Raw genomic sequence first — 22,415 nt, forward strand, 5'->3', positions numbered from 1 at the left:
ATGGCTGCCATCGGCTGGAGCTCTGTCGTTCTGCATTCTTGATTACCAATTTCAATTTCCCCACCCCATGGCCACTACTGCCGATTTTCGCAACGGGCTCGTGTTGAATTATAACAACGAGCTGCACGTCATCACCGAATTCCAGCACGTGAAGCCCGGCAAAGGTCCGGCCTTCGTGCGCACCAAGCTCCGCAACATCAAAACCGGCCGTGTGATTGACAACACGTTCAACGCCGGCGTGAAAGTGGAAACGGCCCGTGTAGAGCAGCGCCCCCACCAGTACCTGTATAAGGACGAGTACGGCTTCACGTTTATGGACAATGAAAGCTTTGAGCAGGTAGTGCTGCCCGAGGCCATGGTGCCCTTCGCCGACCTGATGAAAGAAGGCCAAGTGGTGACTATCCTGTTCCACGCCGAAACCGAGCAGCCGCTCACCGCTGAGCTTCCCACTACCGTAGAGCTGGTAGTGACGTACACCGAGCCCGGCCTGCGCGGCGACACCGCCACCAACACGCTCAAGCCCGCCACGGTGGAAACCGGCGCCCGCATTCAGGTGCCGCTGTTCATTGATACCGACACCAAAATTCGCATCAAGACCAGCGACTACTCCTATGTCGAAAGAGTCAAATAAGCAGCCCACCAAGCCCTCAGCCGCCGTCATGAAAGCCAAAGAACTGCAAGACCTGATTGACTTTATTGCCAAGTCGGGCCTGAACAAAGTCAACATCGAAACCGAGGAATTCAAAATCTCGGTGCAGCGCGAGCCCAGCACCAAGGTGGTGAGCAGCGGCGTGGCTGTAGCGGCCGCTCCGGCACCGATGGCCGCAGCTCCCGCCCCGGTAGCGGCTCCGACGCCCGCGGCGGCACCCAGCACACCAGCTGCGCCGGCGGCCGAAGCCGCCGGTGGCAACTACGTGCCCCTGAAGTCGCCCATGATTGGCACCTTCTACCGCAGCAGCTCGCCCGACGCGCCGCTGTTTGTGCAGGTAGGCGACCTGGTGGAGAAAGGCCAGGTTATCTGCATCATTGAGGCCATGAAGCTGTTCAACGAAATCGAAGCCGAGCAGTCCGGCCGCATCGTGAAGGCCATGGTGGAAAACGCTTCCCCCGTGGAGTACGACCAGCCGCTGTTCCTCATCGAGCCGATGTAATCTGGTTGGGGTCTTGGGGTCTTGGGGTCTTGGGGTCTTGGTTTTCTGAAGGAAAACCGACCCAGGACCGCAAGGCCCCTTACTTTTCAGCGTATCCAAGACCCCAAGACCCTAAGATCCCAAGACCCAATGTTCAAGAAAATACTGATTGCCAACCGGGGCGAAATTGCTTTGCGCATTATCCGCACCTGCAAGGAAATGGGCATCAAAACGGTGGCCGTGTACTCCACTGCCGACAAGGAAAGCCTGCACGTGCGCTTTGCCGATGAGGCCGTGTGCATTGGCCCGCCGCCTTCCGCGCAGAGCTACCTGAGCATTCCGACTCTGATTGCCGCCGCCGAAATCACCAATGCCGACGCCATTCACCCGGGCTACGGCTTTCTGAGTGAAAACGCCGAATTCTCGCGCGTGTGCCAGGAAAACGGCATCAAGTTCATCGGAGCCTCGCCCGAGATGATCAACCAGATGGGCGACAAGGCCTCGGCCAAAGCCACCATGATTGCGGCCGGCGTACCCTGCATCCCGGGCTCCGTGGGCTTGCTCGACTCGGTAGAGCAGGGCAAAAAAGTGGCCGCCAAAATCAAGTACCCGGTTATCCTGAAAGCTACGGCCGGCGGCGGTGGGCGCGGCATGCGCATCATCAACGCCGAAGACGAGTTCGAGAAAGCCTGGAACGACGCCCGCACCGAAGCCAAAGCCGCCTTCGGCAACGATGGCGTGTACCTGGAGAAGTTTGTGGTGGAGCCCCGGCACATCGAAATTCAGATCTGCGGCGACCAGTACGGCCGCGTATGCCACCTCTCGGAGCGCGACTGCAGCATTCAGCGCCGACACCAGAAGCTCGTGGAAGAGGCGCCGTCGCCTTTCATGACGGAAGAGCTGCGCGAGAAGATGGGCAAGGCCGCCATTGCCGGCGCCTCGGCCATCAGCTACGAAGGCGTGGGCACTATTGAGTTCCTGGTAGATGCCAACCGCGACTTCTACTTCATGGAGATGAACACCCGCATTCAGGTGGAGCACCCCGTGACGGAGGAAATCATCAACTACGACCTCATCAAGGAACAGATCAAGGTAGCAGCGGGCATCCCGATTTCGGGCGACAACTACTACCCGCGGATGCACGCTATGGAGTGCCGAATCAACGCCGAAGACCCGGCCAAGGATTTCCGCCCCTCACCCGGCAAAATCACTACCCTGCATATTCCCGGCGGCCACGGTGTGCGTGTGGATACGCACGTGTACGCCGGCTACCAGATTCCGCCCAACTATGACTCGATGATTGCCAAGCTCATCACCGTAGCTCAGACGCGGGAAGAGTGCATTGTGAAGATGAAGCGGGCCCTGAGTGAGTTCGTAGTGGAAGGCGTGAAAACGACCATTCCTTTCCACCTTGCCCTGATGGACAACGCCGACTTCCAGGCCGGCAACTTCACTACCAAGTTTCTGGAATCCTCCTTCGACTTCTCGGTGCTGTAAATACCTTCAAATACTGCATTCATTATGCTTTTTAACTCAACAGATTTTCTGTTTTTTTTCATTTTTGTAACAACAGTTTATTTTCTGTTGCCACATAAGTACCGATGGCTTCATTTATTGATTGCCAGTTGTGTATTTTATATGGCTTTTGTCCCTATTTATATAGTCATACTATTTGCAACAATTATAATCGATTATTATGCGGGCATATTCATTGAAAAGGCTGATGGCCACAATCGCAAAATATGGCTTATAGTCAGTATTTGTGCTAATGTAGGAGTACTCGCTGTTTTTAAGTATTACAATTTTATTGCGGAGAACTTAAATACTTTGTTAGGCTTAGTATTACCCAGTGATAATAGCGCCAGCATTCCTTTCTTAAGTATCTTATTGCCCATCGGACTCTCTTTTCATACATTCCAAGCTATGAGCTATACAATCGAGGTATATCGTGGCAATCAGAAAGCAGAGCGCCACTTTGGCATTTACGCATTGTATGTCATGTTTTATCCCCAGCTGGTAGCTGGCCCTATAGAGCGGCCTCAACAGGTAATGCACCAGTTTTATCAGAAGCATAAGTTCAACTACTTTGATGTGACTGAAGGGCTAAAATTAATGGCTTGGGGCTTACTTAAAAAGGTAGTTATTGCTGATCGACTAGCCATTTTCACTGACCCAGTGTTTAACCAACCACAGCGGTATCCTGCGCTTACTATTGCCATAGCTAGTATTTTCTTTTCGTACCAGATCTATTGTGATTTTTCTGGTTATTCTGATATGGCACTTGGTACAGCACGCGTAATGGGGTTCCGACTGATGCGCAATTTCGATCATCCTTATCACGCTGCATCTATCGGTGAGTTCTGGAGACGGTGGCACATATCGCTTTCGACATGGTTTCGGGATTATTTATACATTCCTTTGGGTGGTAGCCGTGTTTCTAAGAGCCGAAGATATTTAAACTTATTCATAGTTTTTATGGTGAGTGGCTTATGGCACGGAGCTGCTTGGACCTTCATTATATGGGGTGCATTGCATGGCATATATCAGGTAGCGGGTGGCTTACTTAAGCCAGTTCGTTCACGCCTGGCTACTCTTATAGGACTGTCTGAAAACTCGAGCGTACGGAGAATTCTTGGCATTACAACTAACTTCGTTTTAGTTACAGTGGCTTGGATTTTCTTCCGTGCGCATTCATTCGCCGATGCCATATATATGGTAAAGCAATTAACAAAAATACCTCAAGAACTAAGTAATGTTATTGTAAAACATACCGTAACATTGGGACCATCACTGCCAAGTATAAAGCTCTTGCCGGTATTTTTTGCTCTGATTATTATACTAGAAGTAATTGCGACACTTCACATGCGATTTAATCTCAATAAACAGTTGAAGGCTATGCCTATTTATGTACGCTGGGGAGCTTATTATTTAGCACTTTTGGTTATAGTCATGTTTGGTGCTTTTGAAGAGCGTCAGTTCATCTACTTTCAGTTCTAAGTAAAATGTTGAAAACCTTTGTTTACAAAGCTGCCCTTTTTATTATTTTGCCACTGCCTTTCGCATTTGGGCTACATCATGCAATAACACAGGGACTACTCCTTTCACGCAATAAGTATCTGGGCACATGGAATGATATTCGTTCCTCTAAAATTAAGAGCAAAATATACATATCTGGTTCTTCTCGTGCACGGGTACAGTTTTCGACCAATATTATTGACTCGATGTTGCATACGAATAGCTACAACCTTGGAATGGAAGGTTATCAGTTTTCGATGCAGGATTATCGTTTAAAAATGGCCCTAAAGTATAATCCTAAGCCTAAGTGCATAGTACAAGTGTTAGATTTTTTCTCATTACATGATCGATCAGATTTGTTCGAATATCAACAATTTTTACCATATCTAAGCGATAGTTCTATTATAGGTGCTACACAGCAATATAAGGGCAGGTTCAATTGGTTTCAAATACATGTACCTTTATACCGCTATAATAGTGAAGCCTTTCTAATAAAGGAAGGAATCAACAATTATATTCATCAGCGCCCAACGGTAATAGAAAAGATCAATAAAAATTATGCTCCACAGGACAAAAAATGGGATGGCAAATTCGAAGAGTTTAAAGCGGCGCATCCTCGCGGCGAATTTGCTATCGTTGACTATAAAGCAAAGGCAAAGTTTTTATCGTTTCTCATGATGTGTCAAGCCAAAAATATTAAGCTAATACTTGTTTACCCACCCGAATATTCCGAATTTCAATCAATAATTCGGAATAGAAAGGAAATTATTGACCTATATACACGTTATGCAAATGATTTTAATATACCTTTTCTAGATTATTCTAATCACCCACTTTCACGTTCACGCCGTTATTTTTATAACTCTCAGCACCTGAATAAGGAGGGCGCAGAAATATTTACTCAACAATTTTGTCGTGATCTGACTACTCATCTAGATAGTGCCACACTGCAAAGCCTGATAGTTAGTCCTAACTCTAAGTAGAGCACGCAAAGCAAAAAATAAATTTGAGAGATATAGGAATTCGAGAACAATGTAGCGACTGGTAGGCGGCCTGCGTAAGTGGGAAGTTTCAAACGTTGATTGGCTTTGTGCCAGCGCGTGGCGCTCCGTTAGCTGAGCGGAGCGTTAATGCAGCAGTAGCGGCAGACGGACACTTTGGGGCGCTGCCTAGACGCACGGACACAAGCATGCCAAGCCTAGACGGCAGGATATGAGCAGGGAGCGGTCTGGCGCGTGTTGAAATAATAGAACCTACGGCGCACAAATCTTGTAAACCTCCGAACGTGACACGGAGCGAGTCCGTGAGTGTCACCAGCACGTGGAAGCCGTGCCTGAGCGCGGCCATATGGATCCGTTTTACTTCCTAGCTGTATAGTTCCAGAATGTGATGGTGTACTTTCGGGCTTGGGATTTCGTTAAGCTGACAGATACTCCACGGTATCGCCCGAACAACAGAGGCAGTTGGAGCCGCTATCCAACGTAGTCAGGAAAGCCTACAAACGCTCGCCAAGAGCCATGGCATCGAAGCCGAACGCTTCTTTGGGCGACTCAAAGAAGCCCGCGGTTTTGCCACTCGTTACGACAAGTCGGCTCTTTCTTTTTTAGCTACTGCCCACCTACTCGCTGCCCTCGATTGGATACGCTAACTGTCCACACACTCTAGAACAGAGTAGGTTTTGAAGTATCTGACGCTTCACTCCTTGCTTTGACCATGACGGAACAGACCGTAGCAATGTACTGCTTTATCGATGATTGGCTGACGGCCATCTGCCCGGCCTGGGCACCAGTGCCCAACCCACGCCAGCACCTGTCTGATGCCGAGGTGCTGACCACTGCCTTGGTGGCGGCGCGCTACTTCGGCGGCAACCTGACCGGAGGCTGCCGCTACATGCAGGGCCACTAGGGACAGCGGGCGCTGCACAAAAGTGGCTTTTCGCGGCCAGTTGCACCAGCTCAAAGGCGTGCTCAATGAGCTCTTCACCACGTTTGGCCAGTTGCTCAAAGACCAGCATGCGGCAGCTCGCCTTGTGCTCGGTTCGTCTCCTGTGCCCGTGTGCCACAACACGCGCATCGGCCGCAGTAAACTTCTGATGGGCAAGGTCTATCATGGGCGTTGTGCCATCAAGCGTTACTGGAACTACGGCGTGAAGGTACAGGTGCTGGCTACCGGTGACGGACTGCCTGTGGCCTATTACATTCACCCCGGCAGCGAGGCTGACATGACCGGCCTGCGCCAACTCGACCCCGATCTACCTGAGGGCAGCGTGCTCTACACCGACGCGGACTACACCGTCTATATTCACGAGGATGTGTTCGAAGAAGCTACCAGCTTCCAGCAGCACACGGCCCGGCGCGCCAATAGCAAACGCCCGCACGAACCGGCACGCGCTTTCTTAGAGCGTGTTTGGGAATTTACTTGGTTGTAGCACGTCGTAACGTCATGGTCAGATTGGCAAGCAGTATCCAGGCCGCATGGCTGGCCGGGGTGCGCTCGTAATCCACGACGATGCGCCGAAAGCAGTTGCGCCAGGCGAAGGTGCGCTCCACGACCCAGCGCTTGGCCACGGGCACGAAGCCCCGATCGGCACTGGGCGGGCGGCTGGCCACTTGGTGCTGCCAGCCCAAAGCCCGGACCTGCTGGGCAAAACGACCGTGGTAGGCCCGGTCAGTGAGCACAGTGCGCAGCCGGCTGGCCCAGCCCGGGCGCAGTTGCTCGCGCCGGGGCAAGAGCGGGTGGGCCGCCCGTGTCGCACAGGACCTAGCGCTTGCGGCCGTTCACCCGTTTGTGCGCGTCGAGGCCGCGCTGCTGGTTCAGGCGCGGGGCCAGTTTGACGCTTTGCGCGTCGACCAGGGCCAGCGACGGGATAGGCAGGCGGTTGCGCGCCAGCCGGTCGGCGCGGTTGCCGGCCTCGTTGAGTTGTTGCAGCGTGCCGGTGGCTTGCCAGCGGGCAAAGTAGTAGTACACGGCCGACCAGGCTGGAAAACACGTCGGCAGGCTGCGCCACTGGCAGCCCGTGCGGCACACGTAGCGCAGGGCGTCAACGACTTAGCGCAAATACAAGCGCCGCTTGCGTTGCAGGGGCAGTAGCGGCGCGATAACTTGCCACTGCGAGTCAGTAAGGGGGTGATAGCACTCAACCATAGAGCGAAAAGGAGCCTAGGAACTCCCCACGCAACTTACTGGCTCGTTTCTTTTTGCCCGAACCTAATTCCCAAACACGCTCTGACAGTGCGGCACTTCCGTCAGGGCATCGAAACCTGCTTCAGCGGCCTCACAAATCAATTTGCCAAGAAGTTCCACGCTACTTCTGCCGCCGGCTTTGCCCTCAAATCCGGCCTCTTTGTTCTTTGCACATGCCCCCGACCGATTCGGCCTGTAATCTGCAACTTGGGTTAGTTAACCAGTGCAACTACCACGTATACCGTTAGTTAATCTGCTAAAATAGGAATAATATCCTATACAAATGAGATTAACTGGCACTAGAATTTAATTCGACATTATGCTCTATTAACGTCAGTTTTATGTACTAAGATAGTGTGAGCTTGTAATAAATAGTAGCAAACAATAATACTGGACTCTATCAATCAACTTCTAAACTCGATCCGACTCTCTCTTTTAGTAGAAAGACATCAACCTCCAGTTCTTAACCAAGGGCGCAAGTAGTTTGATCAAGAAGAGTTTTAAATATTATCATCGATTATTTTGTACTTAGAATGTGATTGCCAAGCTCATCACCGTGGCTCAGACGCGGGAAGAGTGCATTGTGAAGATGAAGCGGGCCCTGAGCGAGTTCGTAGTGGAAGGCGTGAAAACGACCATTCCTTTCCACCTTGCCCTGATGGACAACGCCGACTTCCAGGCCGGCAACTTCACTACCAAGTTCCTGGAATCCTCCTTCGACTTCTCGGTGCTGTAGCCCTTCACGGCTATTGCTGCTTTCTTCAATGCCTGGCGTCATCGTCAGGCATTGTTGTTTACAGACATCTTGCCCGCAACACACGTAGGTACCTTGGTCTTCGCAAATGGATTGCCATTTGCCTGGCTTACAACTGACAACAAAGAACTGGCAACCAACTATGTGGTGGACGTACGCCTTGCTTTCGGCCGTTTTTGCGGCGCTTACCGCGGTGCTGGCTAAGGTTGGAGTAAAGGGCGTTGATTCCAACCTGGCTACGGCTATCCGAACGTCGGTTATTCTGGTGCTGGCCTGGGGCATCGTGTACTTTCGGGGTGGTGTGGGCGAGCTTCAGCACCTGTCGCGCACTACGCTAGTGTTTCTGGGTTTATCAGGGCTGGCTACGGGCCTGTCGTGGATTTTCTATTTCAAGGCTTTGCAGTTGGGGCAAGTGTCGCACGTGGCACCTGTGGACAAACTGAGCGTGGCCCTAGCTATTGGTTTGTCGGTGGTGTTCCTAGGCGAAAAGCTTACCTGGCAAACGGGCCTGGGGGCAGGGCTCATCCTTTTAGGCACCTTGGTGCTGGTATGGCGCTGAAGCGTCAACGCCAAGGCATTAGGAACCGCGAGACTGATTGTACTTATTAAGTATAAGCGAATACTTTTCAAAGGCGAAATTTCGCGTTTAGCAAATTTATATCAACCTATAAGTGGCTTATACAAAGCAATTTATGCCGTAATTCATCACTGAAATATTTTACTTAAATGACAAAATTATATCCTTTTAATATGTAGCATAATATCTAGTATTGCTAGCATAACCCCCTACCAAAACCCCACCATTTATGAGAAAGTTTTTAGCGGCGGCCCTACTCGGGCTGTCTGCCACGGGCACACTTGTGTCTTCGTGCACCAAGGATGTGGTAACGCCCATTGCCCCGGCGCCCTTGGCGGCCTCCACCACGCAAAATGCCGTACCTACCAACGGCGTGATGATGCAGGCCTTCTACTGGGATGTACCCGTCAGTACCCCGGCGGGCTCCTGGTGGCAAAACCTGGGCTCGAAAGCGGCGGAGCTGAAGGCGGCGGGCATCACGGCCCTCTGGATTCCGCCGGCTTACAAAGGCGGCAGCGCTACCGACGTAGGCTACGGCGTGTACGACCGCTACGACCTGGGCGAGTTCAACCAGAAAGGCACCGTAGCCACCCGCTACGGCACCATCGGGCAGCTGCAGTCGGCTATTACGAGCCTGCACGGGCAGGGCATTCAGGTATACGAGGACATGGTGATGAACCACCTGACCTGGGCCGACGCACAGGAAACGGTGAATGGCAACACCGTGTATACCAAGTTCAACTTCCCTGGCCGCGGCAACACCTACAGCTCCTATAAGTGGAGCTCCGCCAACTTTACCGGCACCCAGCAGGCGCCCAACAACGGCTGGTACCAGTGGAAAAGCTGGGACTTTCAGCCTTATGCCAACAACGACGCCTACGACAACCTGCTGGGCTCGGAAATCCAGTACAACAACAACGCGGCCAACGCTACCGAAACCATCAACTGGGGCAACTGGATTACGGGCAAGCTGCAGCTCGACGGCTACCGTCTTGACGCCACCAAGCACATCTACACGCCCTACGTGAACCAGTGGCTGGATGCGGTGAAGGGCAGCAGCGGCCGGTTTGCCGTGAGCGAAGCCTGGTTTCGCAACCTGCAGGATCTGAACAACTACGCTACCGCCACGGGTGGGCGTACCAGCCTGTTCGATGTGCCGCTGCACTACACTTTCCAGGACATGAGCAACGGCAATGGCTCCTGGGATATGCGCGGGCTGCAGTTCGCCGGCTTCACGGAGGCCAACGGCCCATTGTCGGTTTCCTTCGTCGATAACCACGATACCGACCACCCCGGGGCCCTGTACTCGCCCGTGACGAACCTGAAGATGCTGGCTTACGCCTATATCCTGACGCGCGAAAAAGGCTACCCCTGTGTGTTCTACCGCGACTTTTACGAGTACGGCCTGGGTGCGCAAATCAAGAACCTGACCGCCATCCGTCAGGCCAACGCCTACGGCTCCGGCTTTGAGTACACCAGCGTAAACGACGCCGACGTGTATGCCTACTCCCGCGCCGGCGACGCCACGCACCCTGGCCTGCTGCTGCTGCTGAACGACGGCTCCTCGGCCCGCTCCAAAACCATTACCACGCCCTTCAAGAGCAAGACCCTGACCGACAAAACCGGCAACAACACCAGCACCATTACCACCGACGCCAACGGCACGGGCGTGTTCCCGGTGAATGCCCGCAGCTACTCGGTATGGGTGCCCACCACCGGCGGCACTACCACGCCCCCGCCCACCACCGGCTCCACGGCCGTGACCTTCAACGTGACCTACAGCAACACCGTGACGGGGCAGGACGTGTACGTGATTGGCAGCACGGCTCAGCTGGGTAGCTGGAACACGGCCAACGCCATCAAGCTCAGTGGCGCGGCCTGGCCTAAGTGGACCGGCACCGTAAACCTGACCAGCGGCACGAGCGTGCAGTACAAGTACATCCGCAAGGATGGGGCCGGCAACGTACTCTGGGAAGGTGGTGCCAACCGCACCTTCACGCCCTCCGGCACCAGCCTCACCCGCACCGACACCTGGCAGTAATCAACTTCAGGTAGGTAACACAACAGGCCGCCCCGTATATGGGCGGCCTGTTGTGTTGTGGAAAAGGCTGGTAGCCAGCTTCGCCAGCCCGCATACCCGGACCTGGCAGGGGTTTGTATTCTAAAGGACGACTTCTATATTCAGGTCTTATTGTATACCCTTTCCATGCCTGCCCTCCCTACCTCTCCTGCGCTGCGTCCGGTGCCTTCCGGCTGGCACCTACTCAATACCGTCGCGGCGGCCGTTGGCCTGGGGGTGGTGCTGGCCCCGTGGCTGTACGAAGCCTTACTGTCTATGGGGCTGCTGCAGCCGCTGGCGGAAGTAAGCTCCAGCTGCGGCGATACGCCGGCCCAGTGGCTTTCCCTTCGCATTGGCCTGGGCTGGGGCGTGTTGATAGGAGTTGGTGCAGCCTTGGTGCAACGGCTGACGCGGCGCCGCTGGGCAGTGGCAGCGGTGATGCTCGACCTTATCGTGCTGTACCTGAGCATGCAGCTGTTTATGTATGGGAGCTCGAAAGTGTTTGCCACTCAGTTCCCGCGCCTGTGGGCTAACCTCGACACGCCGCCGGCCGAGCTGACCCCGATGCGCGTGGCCTGGCAGTTTTTCGGCTACTCGCGGACTTATCAGCAGTTTCTGGGGTGGGGTGAGATACTGCCGGCCGTGCTGCTGCTGTTTCGCCGTACCCGCACTCTGGGGGCCTTCGTGGCCACGGTGGTCATGCTCAACGTGTTCGTCATCAATCTGTTTTTTGACGTGTGCGTAAAGATTGGCTCGGGCACCTACCTAGCCCTGGCTTTGCTGCTCCTGGCTCAGGATGCCGACCGGCTCTGGCAGTTCTTTATTTTGCACCGCCCGGCGGCGCCCCGCACCCTGCCTGCCACAGCGGAACACTTTAGCCGGATAGGGCGCTGGGTGTACCGGGGCTTGGGCATTCTGCTCACGCTGGCTATGCTCTATTTAGTTGGGCAGGATAGCGTCGGGGTAATGGCTTACGCCGACGAGCAGGCCCAGGTGCTACCCGTTACCGGCGTGTGGGAAACCGTGCAAGCCGAGCGGTGGGCGGCCGACCGCTGGCAGCCGGTAGCGGCTACCGACTCGGTGTGGCCGACCCGCGCCTACTTTCAGGCGGCCAACGCCGTGCTGCGCAACTCATTCCGCCGCGACCGGTTCATTACGGAGCCGGATTCGGCGCGGCCCCAGAAGGTTCTGCAGCTCATTGCCCGCAGCGAAAAAAACGAGTACGGCGCCCCCCGTCCCTGGCAGTACGCGCTGGCCGGCCCGGATACGCTCCGACTGCGGGGGCGCTGGCGGCAGGATTCCCTACGCCTCACCCTGAAAGTGCGACGGGATTTGATGAAGTAACGGCTAGGGCATCAGTGGCCGGTACACGCCGAACAGCAGGTTGCTGGGCTCCTGCAGCAACAGCTCGTCTTCCCGCTGGAAAAGCGCCATTAGCAGGGCCTGGGTGGTGGGGTCTTCGGCCAGAAAATGGTGGGCAATATCCTTGAGTACCAGCGTGAGCAGGTTGCCGCCCAGCCCGGCTTCTTCCAAAGGCGTGAAGTGCCGCCGGAGCGCGGGCACAATCCGATCCGACTCCACGGCCTCGGAGGGGTCGGCCAGGTACATGCGCAGGCGGCCGGGGCCGCTTACGTGGCGCTTGATTTGGGACGACAAAAACCGCTGCCGATACCGGGCGGGCAGCACTTCCCCTAGCGCTGCATTGGCGGCGCGCAGCTGGCGGGGCGTCCATTGCAGGCAGGCGGGCCCTACGTAGTCGTTCAGGACAAGCAGGCCGCCGGGCACCAGCGCCTGGCGCACCCGGGCCACAATGCCCTCTACATCCCGGAAATGGTGCAGGGCCGAGTGGAACAGCACCACATCGTAGGAAGCTGGGACCAGGTTCAGGCGGTTTACGTCGGCTACTTCGGTCTGGAAGTTCTGGAGGCCCTCGGCCTGGGCGGTGGCCGCCGCCTGAGCTAGCAGCCGCTCGGCAATATCGAGGCAGTGGACCAGGGCAAAATGCGGCTGCCGGGCAAAGACCAGCTCGTGGGAACAGGCCCCACTACCCAGGGACAGCAGCCGCAGCCCGGTGCGGCCCGCCAGGTAGCGGCTGGCTACGTAAGCTTCGTAAGGCATAGCCGCGTCGCCGCTGATTTTCTCGTTCCAGCGCCGCCGCACGGCTGGCACCTGCCACCAGTTGGCCGCCTGCAGCGCGGGGTCGTCGAAGGCGCTGCGGGTGCGGGCCAGGTTGCTGGGCACCAGTTTGGAGAGCAGAAATGGCAGCCCGCGCTGCCGCAGCTTCGCCAGGGTTTCCAGAAAGTCGTCGGTGGTCAGCCAGGGCATCGGGTCAAACTTACGACGGTTTAGGCAGTTTAAGGCAGCCTGTTGGCCTATTGCATACTAGTTGTATAAGTCCCTAAATTTAGCTTCTTGATTTTCCAAAGATGAAGCCAAAATACCTTTGGCACGCTTACTCAGCTTAGTCTTTCGATAACTAGCTTTTAACCTTTATGTGGCAACAATTCAAACGCTATATCCAACTAGGATTCGGTTTACTCCTAAGTTGTGCTGTTCTACTTGTTAGTTTCAGCGTACTTAGAGAGGCTACATTTGATCTAACCGATGTCAGTAGTTTTTCCGGCATATTGATGGAAAAAGGAAAAACTGGCGCAAAATTCACTTTGCACATTGCCAACTGCCCTTACGTCTTTCAGGTATACAAAATCACCCAGAACTACGATGATATCGACGCCAAACTAACTGTGGGGAATGAAGTTAAAGTATACTTCAACCCTAGTTCTACTGGTACTACAGGTAACTCCGTTCAGATATACCAACTTGTGCAAAACGGACGGGTTATCATAGATAGCTCGTTAATAAAGGGTCAGAATAGAAATGGAGGACTCATTGGCTTAATTGGCGGCCTTGCCCTAGTTATCGGTACAATCCGGGAGTTCAGAAAAAGGCCTTCACTTCCTGCTCTATATGGCTAAATAATACGCTAAAGCGTAATCGTATTACTATGATCTTGAGTAAATACATGCCTTAAAAGTTGCTTATCCAATTTACGGGTTCACCGGCGGGCTGTTCGTCTCGATTTCCGTTACCAGTTCCCCGTACCATGCCTCGCCGTACTTGCGAATCAGGGGTTCCTTCAGGAACTGGTAGATGCGCACGCCCAGGTTGGCGCCGAAAGAGCAGGCCGGCGAGCAGATGTTCCACCGGTCGTAGTTCAGGGCTTCGAAGTCCTCGTACTTGGTGATGCGGATAGGGTACAGGTGGCAGCTGATGGGCTTTTTGAACGAAGTAGCCCCGGCCAGGTACGCTTCTTCGATGCCGCACTTGAGGATGCCCCGCTCGTCGTAGAGGGCGTAGGCGCATTCCCGGTCGCCGATGGTGGTGGTGCTGTAGTCGTCTTCCCAGTCCTTGATGTAGAGGCCCTGCTCCTCGATGGCGGCGCGGCCGGCCTCGGTGAGGAAGGGCTTGATGTTCTCGTACTCCTGCTCCAGAATGGCCAGCTCGGCGGTTTCCAGCGGGGCGCCCAGGTCGCCCTCCACGCAGCAGGCGCCTTTGCAGGCCTCCAGGTTGCAGACGAAGAAGTTGTCCCGAACGTCGTCGGAAATGACGGTATTTTGAATGATAATCATGGTTTTCTCGCAGTGTTTCGCAGAGGCTGACGCAGGGTCCCGCAGTGGACCGGCGGAACGACACGGCGAAACACTGCGCCAGCCTCTGCGAAACACTGCGAGAAATACTAACCGCAAAGATAACCCGGTTTCCATGCCCCGCCCGAAAGCCGTACCTTTGCTAACAAGCCAACAAGCTTAGTTTCCGACTAACTTTCGCATGGGACTGGATTATCTTTCGTTATTGAACCCCTCGCAGGCGGCCGCCGTGATGCAAATCGACGGGCCCTGCATGATTATAGCCGGTGCGGGCTCGGGTAAAACCCGGGTGCTCACCTACCGCATTGCCAACCTGCTGGAGCAGGGCGTGGACCCGTTTCACATCCTGGCCCTCACCTTCACCAACAAGGCGGCCAAGGAAATGCGCGCCCGCATCGAGAAAGTGGTGGGCCCGAATGCTAAGAACTTGTGGATGGGCACCTTCCACAGCATCTTCGCGCGCATTCTGCGCTCCGAGGCCGATAAAATCGGATACCCCCGCTCCTTCACCATCTACGACACCCAGGACTCGAAAACCCTCATCGGTCAGATTCTGAAGGAGCTGGAACTGGACGACAAGATGTACAAGCCCAACATGGTGCTGAGCCGGATTTCCTCGGCCAAGAACAAGCTGATTTCGGTGCAGCAGTACCTGAACGACCCCGTTATCCGGCAGGACGACGAAGCCTCGATGCGGCCCAAGCTCGGCGTGATTTACCAGCAGTACGCCAACCGCTGCTTCAAGGCCGGGGCCATGGACTTCGACGACCTGCTCTACCAGACCAACGTGCTGTTCAAGGACCACCCCGATGTGCTCAACAAGTATCAGCACATTTTCCGGTACGTGATGGTGGACGAGTACCAGGATACCAACTACTCCCAGTACCTGATTGCCCGCAAGCTGGCGGCCAAGGACCGCAACATCTGCGTGGTGGGCGACGACGCGCAGAGCATCTACGCCTTCCGCGGGGCCGATATTCAGAACATTCTCAACTTCGAGAAGGATTACCCCGAGCTGCAGGTGTTCAAGCTGGAGCAAAACTACCGCTCCACCAAAACCATTGTGAAGGCGGCCAATTCCGTCATCAAAAACAACCAGGCCCAGCTGCGCAAAGACGTCTTCTCCGACAACGAGGAAGGCCCACTGATTGAGGTGCTGAAGGCCGCTTCCGACAACGAAGAAGGCAAGCTGGTGGCCAACAGCATCTATGAGGACAAGATGAACCAGCACTTGTCCTACGACGACTTTGCCATCCTGTACCGCACCAACGCCCAGAGCCGGGCCATGGAAGAGGCCCTGCGCAAGCTCAACATCAAGTACAAGATTGTGGGGGGCCTGAGCTTCTACCAGCGCAAGGAAATCAAAGACCTAGTAGCTTACCTGCGCCTCACGGTGAACCCCAACGACGAGCAAGCCCTGCGCCGCGTCATCAACTACCCCAAGCGCGGCATCGGCGACACTACCATTGCCAAGCTTATCAACGCGGCCGAGGAGTCGAACCACACCATCTGGGAGGTCGTCAGCAATGCCGACCAGTTTCTGCCCACGCGCGCGGCCAACCCCATCGTGGACTTCGCCGAGAAAATCAAGGCGTACACGGCCGTGGCGGCCAAGGAAGACGCGTTTGAAGCCGCCAAGTTCATTGCCAAGAACTCGGGCATGATAGAGGAGCTCTACGCCGATAAGAGCATCGAGGGCCTCTCGCGCTACGAAAACATCCAGGAACTGCTGAACGGGGTGAAGGCCTTCGTGGAAGACCCCGAGCGGGAGGAAAAGAGCCTAAGCGCCTTCCTGCAGGACATTGCCCTCGTAACGGACGCCGACACCAAGGACGCCCAGAGCGAAGGCGAGCAGGTGACGCTGATGACGATTCACTCGGCCAAGGGCCTGGAATTTCGCAACGTGTACATCGTGGGCCTGGAGGAAAATCTATTCCCGAGCCAGATGATGATTACCTCCCGGGCCGACCTGGAGGAGGAGCGCCGCCTATTTTACGTGGCTATTACACGGGCCGAGAAAAAGCTCACGCTCAGCTACGCCACCTCCCGCTACCAGTGGGGCAATCTGCGCTCCTGCGAGAAAAGCCGCTTCCTCGACGAAATCGACCCGCAGTATGTGGACTTCAAGTTCTCGGCCGGCCCCGGACCCGACCGCACCGGACCGGGCGAATCACCGTTCGGGCACGTGTTTGAGCGGCGCAGCAACCTCGTGCCCCAGGCCCCACGCAAGCTGGCCGCCACCAAGTACACCCCGCCCGCCGATTTCAAGCCCTCCGACACCAGCAACCTGCAAACCGGCCAGCGCGTAGAGCACCCCAAGTTTGGCTTTGGCACCGTGACTAAGCTCGAAACCGTGCAGGGCTCCACCAAGGCCATCATCGAGTTCGAGGAAGTGGGCGAAAAAACCCTGCTCCTGAGCTTTGCCAAGCTGCGGGTACACTAAGCCCCGCCCGGCCTTACTATAATTCGTCCTATCTTGGATTGCGCGTTCGGCGCGCCTGTCCTTTGCCTGTCAGTATGCCTCCCGCCCGCCCTCGTTCCGAAACTAGGGCCGGGGGGCGGTTTGACGTATATTTGCCGACTTTTTCCTTGCCCATGCCTTTACCTTCCCTGCATAAACACGAGCTGCTCCAGCGCGAGTACGGCCAGAGCACTTACCAGCTCATCCAGCAGCTCCACGATATCGAAGACCGCGACGAGCGGACCAAGCGCGCCCACCAGCTGGTGCAGCTGATTTTCCGTCTGCAGCCCGGCCTGCGCGACCAGCCCGATGCCCAGCAGAAGGTATGGAACCACCTCTACGAAATGGCCGATGAGAATCTGGACATCGACTCGCCGTTTGAGCTTAAAGGCCTGAAAGACCTGAACGAACACCCCAAGCCCCTGCCCTACCCCCAGAAAGCCCTGAAGCTGCGCGCCTACGGCCGGGGCGTGGAGCTGATGGTGGAAAAGGCGCTGACCTTGGAAGATCCGCAGGAGCGCGAGCAGGCCACTATCACCATTGGCCGCACCATGAAGTTCCTTTACCGCTCCCACAACAAGGAAAACGCCAAGGACGTCACCATCCTCAAGCACCTCAAGGACCTTTCCGGTGGCAAGCTAACGCTCGACCCCGCTCAGGTAGAAGCGCAGGGCTTGTTTGAAACCGCCGCTGCTCCCGCCACTGCTGGTGGCCGTCCGGCCCCCTTCATCGTGCCGCAGCCCCGCCAGGAACGCCCCGACCGCGAAGGCCGCCGTAGTGGAGGCGCTGGCAACCGCCGCGACAAGCAGCGCCGGGGCGGCAAGAAAAGCCGCCAGGAGCCCCAGCAACCCCCGCAGTAAGGATTTAGTTGTCAATGGCAAGTTGTCCGTCGTCAGGCTGTACCAGCTTTGGCGACGGACAATTTGCACTTGTCAACAAACCGCCACCATTGGCATCAGGGCACGAAAAACTGACCACGAACAACCAGTAACTACATGGCTTCATTTGAAGTAATCGGCGGACATCCGCTGAAGGGAGAAATCGTACCCCAGGGCGCTAAAAACGAAGCCCTGCAGATTCTGTGCGCCGTCCTGCTCACCCCCGAGCCCGTTACCATCAGCAACATCCCCGACATCCGGGACGTGAACAAGCTCATTGAGTTGCTGCGCGACATGGGCGTGAAAGTAGGCAAACTGGCCTCTGACACGTACCGCTTCCAGGCCGACGCCGTCAACCTCGACTACCTCGACACCCCTGAATTTGTAGCCCAGGCCGGGGCATTGCGCGGCTCCGTTATGATTCTGGGGCCCATGCTGGGACGATTCGGCAAATGTCAGCTCCCCAAGCCCGGAGGCGACAAAATCGGCCGGCGTCCTATGGATACGCACTTCCTCGGCCTGGAAAAGCTGGGCGGCAAGCTCACCATGGAAGGCTCCGACTTCTACCGCATCAAGGCCGAAAACGGGCTAACGGGCACCTACATGATGCTGGACGAAGCCTCCGTGACCGGCACGGCCAATATCGTCATGGCCGCCGTGCTGGCGAAGGGCACCACGACCATCTACAACGCGGCCTGCGAGCCTTACCTGCAGCAGCTCTGCAAGATGCTGGTACGCATGGGGGCCAACATCAACGGCATCGGCTCCAACCTGCTCACCATTGAGGGCGTAGAAAGCCTGGGCGGCACCGACCACCGCATGCTGCCCGACATGATTGAAATCGGCTCCTTCATCGGCCTGGCCGCCATGACGGGCTCGGAAATCACCATCAAGGACTGTCAGATTCCGGAGCTTGGCATCATTCCTGATACCTTCCGTAAGCTGGGTATTCAGCTGGAGTTTCGCGGCGACGACATCCACATTCCGGCGCAGCCCCACTACGAAATTGCCACCTACCTCGACGGCTCCATCCTCACGGTTTCCGACCACACCTGGCCCGGCTTCACGCCCGATCTGCTGAGCATTGTGCTGGTGGTGGCTACGCAGGCCAAGGGCACCGTGCTCATTCACCAGAAGATGTTTGAGTCACGCCTGTTTTTCGTGGATAAGCTCATCGACATGGGCGCTCAGGTAATCCTCTGCGACCCGCACCGCGCCACCGTTATCGGCCTGGACCGCCAGAAGCAGCTGCACGGCATCAACATGACCTCGCCCGACATCCGGGCGGGCGTGGCCCTGCTTATTGCCGCCCTTTCGGCTGAAGGCCGCAGCGTGATTGACAACGTGGAGCAGATTGACCGCGGCTATCAGTACATCGACAAGCGCCTCTCTGCCCTCGGGGCCCAGATCCGCCGCCTGTAGCCGCCCCGTTTGGTGTTTGGATAAATAACTCACATACACACAATTTTTTCCCTGAGCCGCCCGGTTTCTGCTTGCAGAGGCCGGGCGGCTTTGCGTTTGCTGCCAGCAATGGGTTACGTTTCAGGAGTGCCGGTATGAAGAAGCAGAAGCTGCGCGGCTTTTTCATCCATCTCAATTCCCCCTACTTCCGATGAAAAAGTATTTGCGTCTGCTCCCGCTGGCGGGGCTGATGCTGGCTGGGTGCGCCCAGCAGCAAGCCACCGAAACCGTTGAAGAATCCCCGGCGCAGGAAATAGTAGTTCCTGCCGCCACCGAGCTGTCGGGCATACCGCTGGGCCGGCTGTGGCAAACCCGCCGCCCCGTGATTTATGAGGGCGAGATGCGCATGGCCGTACAGGATTTTGCAGCGGCAACCAGCCAGCTGGATACGGTACTCTACCAGCACCACGCCTACCTGGCTGAAGCGCACGAAGCCAGAGAAGACAGCCGCCACACGCAGCGTCTTACCATTCGGGTACCTTCAACTCAGTTTCTGGCGCTTACCGTGGCGCTGGGCCGCCTGGGCTACGTCGAAAGCAAAGACATCCGCTCCCGCGACCTGGCTACGGAGCAGCTGCGCGTGCGCACCATTCCCCGCGCTGCCACGGATACCTCTACCCTAGCGGCCAACGACCAACTGCTGGCGGAGGAAGCCACCCTGGGGACACTTCATTTGCAGTATTACCAGCCCGTACCCACTGAAATGGAACCTCAGGCCCCGCTGTTTCCCCGTTTGGCAGCTGGCCTGCGCTACGGCTGGTACTTGTTGGGCGAATCATTGGTATTCGTCACGTACTTCTGGCCCCTCACGCTGCTGGCTGGGGCCTGGCTGCTTTACCGGCGGCGCCGCGCCTTAGTTTCCCGCTAAGGGCGGCTCACAAACAGCTGACTTCGAAAACGAAACCGCCCGACTACGCAGCGTAGTCGGGCGGTTTCGTTTTCAGCATTGCCGATCAATCGACCACCATATCCACTACGGCCGTCACCAACGACAGCACCACGCTGAACAGCAGGGCCGCCAGGAAACCATCTACCTTGAAGCCAGGCAGAATCCAGTCGGCTAGTAGTACGATAACGGCGTTGATGACCAGCAAAAACAGCCCCAGCGTGAGGATGGTAATAGGAAAGCCCAGGACTTTCAGAATAGGCTTCAGGATGGCGTTGAGCACTGCCAGCACCAGCACCAGTAGAACAGCGTCTTTGAAACCGCCGATGTGCGAGCCGGGCAGGTAGCGGGCCAGCACGTAGGTAAGGATGGCCGTGAGGATGAACTTGAGAATGAAGCCCATAACAGTGGAGAGAGTTGAGGGTGAAGGAAAATCCAAACTGACACTAATTATAGCGCCGGGCTAATGTACTCTTTCCGGCGGGCTTGGGTTATTATGGCAACTCTTTTAGCCAACAAAAAAGGTCTGCTCCCCTTCGGAAACAGACCTTTTTTTCATAATTGACCAATTAACCGGCCATGCCAGTAGCTTTCAGGTGGCCCTGTGAAACGGCCATCCAGTTGCACATCTGATACAGCAGGCGGGCGCCCACGTTGCCGTTCCAGTCGGTTTCGCCGGGAGCTACCTCGTTCAGGTCGCAACCGATGATCTGGCGGCCGGAGCGTACCACGGCCCGAATCAGGTAAAGGGCTTCCTCAAACTCCAGCCCGCCGGGCACGGGCGTGCCGGTGCCGGGGCAAAGCTTGGGGTCGAGGCCGTCGATGTCGAAGCTCAGGTACACCTTTTGAGGCAGCTGAGCAATGATTTTGCCGCACATCTTCTTCCACGACTTCTTCTCGTACATCTGGTCGCGCAGGGAACGGTGGTGGAACATGGCCACCCGGCCCCCGGAGTGCGCAATCAGATCAGCTTCCTGCTGGCACAGGTCGCGGATGCCTACCTGCACCAGCTTTTTTACCTGGGGCAGTTGCAGGGCGTTGTACATAATAGAGGCGTGCGAATACTGGAAGCCTTCGTAGGCCGGCCGCAGGTCGCAGTGGGCATCAATCTGCAGAATCCCGAACTCCTCGTGGCGCTCAGCCAGCGCGTGCATGTAGCCCAGCGGGGTACTATGGTCGCCGCCCAGCACCACCACGCTCTTGCCCGCATCGAGCAGAGTGCCGGTTTTTTGCTGAAGCCACGCCAGCAGCTCCTGGCCTTTGGCAGTAATAGCGGAGGGCACGGCAGCAAACCCGGCGCCGCCTTTTGCGGGTTGCCCGGCTTCCAGCCAGCCAATGTACTCTTCCGACTGCTGCCGTAACGTATGGCTTTGCTGGGCCCAGGTTTCGTCAATTTCCTCCATGGCGATGCCCAGGCGCCAGGCATCCGGCACGTCCGGGTCGTAGAGGTCTACCTGGGCCGAGGCGTCGCGGATGGCGGCGGGTCCGGCAGCCGTACCGGCGCGGTACGACACGGTAACTTCCCAGGGTACGGGCACTACCACTACCTGGGCTTCGGCGGGGGTGAAAGGCAAGCCAAACAACCCGCCGCTGGAATCCCCAACACCGTTGGGGTCAAACTTAGCAAGCTTTTCTTCGAGTGAAGAGGTGGACATGAGCAGGAAAGGAAAACGGCAGAACGCGCTTAAGCGCCCGCCGACTGCGTATCAAGGAAGTTGTAGCCGCGAATGATTTCCAGAATCTTCACAAACGTGTCCCGGTCGAAGAACAGCATCAGCGGCAATTCCACGGAGCTGTTCTGATCGGAGAACTGGGTGATAACCGAGAAAATCAGCGGCTGGAAGCCCGGGTTGTGGCTGATGAGGCTGTGCAGGGAAATAGTTACGTCGCCATTGGAAGCAGCCGGGGGCGCCCCGTATATGTGCGCTTTGAGAATATTGGCCAACTGCGTGACCAGCGCGCCGGTGATAATATTGCTCATCTCCAGCAGCAGGGACTCCTGCATCTCATTTATCTCGATAGATTCCGGCACATCCATGCGCAAACAGACCTTAGAGAGCCGTTGCACGTGCTGGCCGGAAAACAGCATCAGCGTAGTGCCGTTGAAGTCTCCGCGGATATCCGACTGAATGATGCGGTGGCTGTACTCGTACTGCTGCACGGTTTCAATCACGCTGTCCGCCGTGACCAGGTCCAGGTTGGGCACCTCCAGCAATACCTTCTCTTGGGCAATAACGGCAAATGAGTCTGCCGCGCGCGCCAGGCCGATATTGAGAATCTCACGGATGATATCCCGCTCCAGTTCCGTCATGTGCAACTCCATACTCTCAATTCGGTTGGCCAGCTCTTTGTGCGGGTGCACGC

General features: G+C 56.2%; 20 protein-coding genes and 4 pseudogenes. 17 read left to right on the forward strand and 7 right to left on the reverse strand.

The window, feature by feature from the left end; all coding sequences use genetic code 11:
- Positions 1–67 precede the first annotated feature (67 nt).
- From efp to I5L79_RS23870, 7 genes and pseudogenes are all read left to right on the forward strand, one after another.
- A complete protein-coding gene (gene efp / locus I5L79_RS09200; protein WP_149072786.1) occupies positions 68–631 on the forward strand; it encodes an elongation factor P in 564 nt (187 codons plus the stop codon).
- 28 nt (positions 632–659) lie between these two features.
- Positions 660–1,151, forward strand: coding sequence for an acetyl-CoA carboxylase biotin carboxyl carrier protein (gene accB, locus I5L79_RS09205; RefSeq protein ID WP_196954741.1), 492 nt, complete (start codon positions 660–662; stop codon positions 1,149–1,151).
- Between the two features lie 129 nt (positions 1,152–1,280).
- On the forward strand, positions 1,281–2,627 hold the full coding sequence (gene accC, locus I5L79_RS09210; protein ID WP_196954742.1) for an acetyl-CoA carboxylase biotin carboxylase subunit: 1,347 nt from the start codon (positions 1,281–1,283) through the stop codon (positions 2,625–2,627).
- Between the two features lie 24 nt (positions 2,628–2,651).
- A complete protein-coding gene (locus tag I5L79_RS09215; RefSeq protein ID WP_196954743.1) occupies positions 2,652–4,127 on the forward strand; it encodes an MBOAT family O-acyltransferase in 1,476 nt (491 codons plus the stop codon).
- 5 nt (positions 4,128–4,132) lie between these two features.
- Positions 4,133–5,128 (forward strand): hypothetical protein, encoded by a 996-nt coding sequence (locus tag I5L79_RS09220; protein ID WP_196954744.1) that lies wholly within the window; start codon positions 4,133–4,135, stop codon positions 5,126–5,128.
- A gap of 446 nt (positions 5,129–5,574) precedes the next feature.
- Positions 5,575–5,670: pseudogene (locus tag I5L79_RS23750) on the forward strand (IS481 family transposase); the annotation flags it as partial.
- A 188-nt stretch (positions 5,671–5,858) separates the two neighbouring features.
- Positions 5,859–6,543: pseudogene (locus I5L79_RS23870) on the forward strand (transposase); the annotation flags it as partial.
- Positions 6,544–6,559: 16 nt separating this feature from the next.
- Here I5L79_RS23870 and I5L79_RS09240 read toward each other — a convergent pair.
- Both I5L79_RS09240 and I5L79_RS09245 read right to left on the reverse strand, forming a co-directional pair.
- Entirely contained in the window at positions 6,560–6,874 is a 315-nt protein-coding gene (locus I5L79_RS09240; protein ID WP_196954747.1) for a transposase, read from the reverse strand.
- 31 nt (positions 6,875–6,905) lie between these two features.
- Positions 6,906–7,181 carry a transposase gene (locus tag I5L79_RS09245; protein WP_262894873.1) on the reverse strand — a complete coding sequence of 92 codons (276 nt, stop codon included), beginning with the start codon at positions 7,179–7,181 and terminating at the stop codon, positions 6,906–6,908.
- 195 nt (positions 7,182–7,376) lie between these two features.
- Between I5L79_RS09245 and I5L79_RS23875 the strand changes: the two are divergent.
- The 5 genes and pseudogenes from I5L79_RS23875 to I5L79_RS09265 form a co-directional block, all read left to right on the forward strand.
- Positions 7,377–7,527, forward strand: a pseudogene (locus I5L79_RS23875) (IS982 family transposase); the annotation flags it as partial.
- A 333-nt stretch (positions 7,528–7,860) separates the two neighbouring features.
- Positions 7,861–8,064 (forward strand): annotated as a pseudogene (locus tag I5L79_RS09250) (acetyl-CoA carboxylase biotin carboxylase subunit); the annotation flags it as partial.
- Positions 8,065–8,224: 160 nt separating this feature from the next.
- A complete protein-coding gene (locus I5L79_RS09255) occupies positions 8,225–8,641 on the forward strand; it encodes an EamA family transporter (RefSeq protein WP_196954749.1) in 417 nt (138 codons plus the stop codon).
- Between the two features lie 247 nt (positions 8,642–8,888).
- Entirely contained in the window at positions 8,889–10,700 is a 1,812-nt protein-coding gene (locus I5L79_RS09260) for an alpha-amylase (protein ID WP_196954750.1), read from the forward strand.
- A 165-nt stretch (positions 10,701–10,865) separates the two neighbouring features.
- Positions 10,866–12,062, forward strand: coding sequence for a hypothetical protein (locus I5L79_RS09265; RefSeq protein ID WP_196954751.1), 1,197 nt, complete (start codon positions 10,866–10,868; stop codon positions 12,060–12,062).
- Between the two features lie 3 nt (positions 12,063–12,065).
- Here the strand turns inward: I5L79_RS09265 and I5L79_RS09270 are convergent, their stop codons facing one another.
- Positions 12,066–13,043 (reverse strand): class I SAM-dependent methyltransferase, encoded by a 978-nt coding sequence (locus tag I5L79_RS09270; RefSeq protein ID WP_196954752.1) that lies wholly within the window; start codon positions 13,041–13,043, stop codon positions 12,066–12,068.
- 167 nt (positions 13,044–13,210) lie between these two features.
- Here I5L79_RS09270 and I5L79_RS09275 point away from each other — a divergent pair, with 167 nt between their 5' ends.
- A complete protein-coding gene (locus tag I5L79_RS09275; RefSeq protein WP_196954753.1) occupies positions 13,211–13,693 on the forward strand; it encodes a hypothetical protein in 483 nt (160 codons plus the stop codon).
- 72 nt (positions 13,694–13,765) lie between these two features.
- Here the strand turns inward: I5L79_RS09275 and I5L79_RS09280 are convergent, their stop codons facing one another.
- Positions 13,766–14,347, reverse strand: coding sequence for a DUF3109 family protein (locus I5L79_RS09280; protein ID WP_196954754.1), 582 nt, complete (start codon positions 14,345–14,347; stop codon positions 13,766–13,768).
- Positions 14,348–14,552: 205 nt separating this feature from the next.
- Here I5L79_RS09280 and I5L79_RS09285 point away from each other — a divergent pair, with 205 nt between their 5' ends.
- The 4 genes from I5L79_RS09285 to I5L79_RS09300 all read left to right on the forward strand — a co-directional run bounded on the left by I5L79_RS09285 (position 14,553) and on the right by I5L79_RS09300 (position 20,033).
- Positions 14,553–16,808, forward strand: coding sequence for an ATP-dependent helicase (locus I5L79_RS09285; RefSeq protein WP_196954856.1), 2,256 nt, complete (start codon positions 14,553–14,555; stop codon positions 16,806–16,808).
- Between the two features lie 152 nt (positions 16,809–16,960).
- Positions 16,961–17,686, forward strand: a complete 726-nt coding sequence (locus I5L79_RS09290) for a DUF4290 domain-containing protein (RefSeq protein WP_196954755.1) — start codon at positions 16,961–16,963, stop codon at positions 17,684–17,686.
- Positions 17,687–17,821: 135 nt separating this feature from the next.
- Positions 17,822–19,126 carry a UDP-N-acetylglucosamine 1-carboxyvinyltransferase gene (gene murA, locus I5L79_RS09295; protein WP_196954756.1) on the forward strand — a complete coding sequence of 435 codons (1,305 nt, stop codon included), beginning with the start codon at positions 17,822–17,824 and terminating at the stop codon, positions 19,124–19,126.
- A gap of 190 nt (positions 19,127–19,316) precedes the next feature.
- A complete protein-coding gene (locus I5L79_RS09300) occupies positions 19,317–20,033 on the forward strand; it encodes a DUF4349 domain-containing protein (protein WP_196954757.1) in 717 nt (238 codons plus the stop codon).
- A gap of 85 nt (positions 20,034–20,118) precedes the next feature.
- On the opposite strand, the gene I5L79_RS09305 is transcribed toward I5L79_RS09300, so the two are convergent.
- From I5L79_RS09305 to I5L79_RS09315, 3 genes are all read right to left on the reverse strand, one after another.
- Positions 20,119–20,454 carry a phage holin family protein gene (locus I5L79_RS09305; protein WP_196954758.1) on the reverse strand — a complete coding sequence of 112 codons (336 nt, stop codon included), beginning with the start codon at positions 20,452–20,454 and terminating at the stop codon, positions 20,119–20,121.
- Between the two features lie 166 nt (positions 20,455–20,620).
- On the reverse strand, positions 20,621–21,706 hold the full coding sequence (locus I5L79_RS09310; RefSeq protein WP_196954759.1) for an agmatinase family protein: 1,086 nt from the start codon (positions 21,704–21,706) through the stop codon (positions 20,621–20,623).
- Between the two features lie 29 nt (positions 21,707–21,735).
- Positions 21,736–22,413 carry a chemotaxis protein CheC gene (locus I5L79_RS09315; RefSeq protein WP_317191371.1) on the reverse strand — a complete coding sequence of 226 codons (678 nt, stop codon included), beginning with the start codon at positions 22,411–22,413 and terminating at the stop codon, positions 21,736–21,738.
- Between the last annotated feature and the right edge of the window lie 2 nt (positions 22,414–22,415).

It is taken from the genome of Hymenobacter guriensis, from assembly GCF_015773195.1.
In the GTDB taxonomy this organism is placed as follows: Bacteria; Bacteroidota; Bacteroidia; order Cytophagales; family Hymenobacteraceae; genus Hymenobacter; species Hymenobacter guriensis.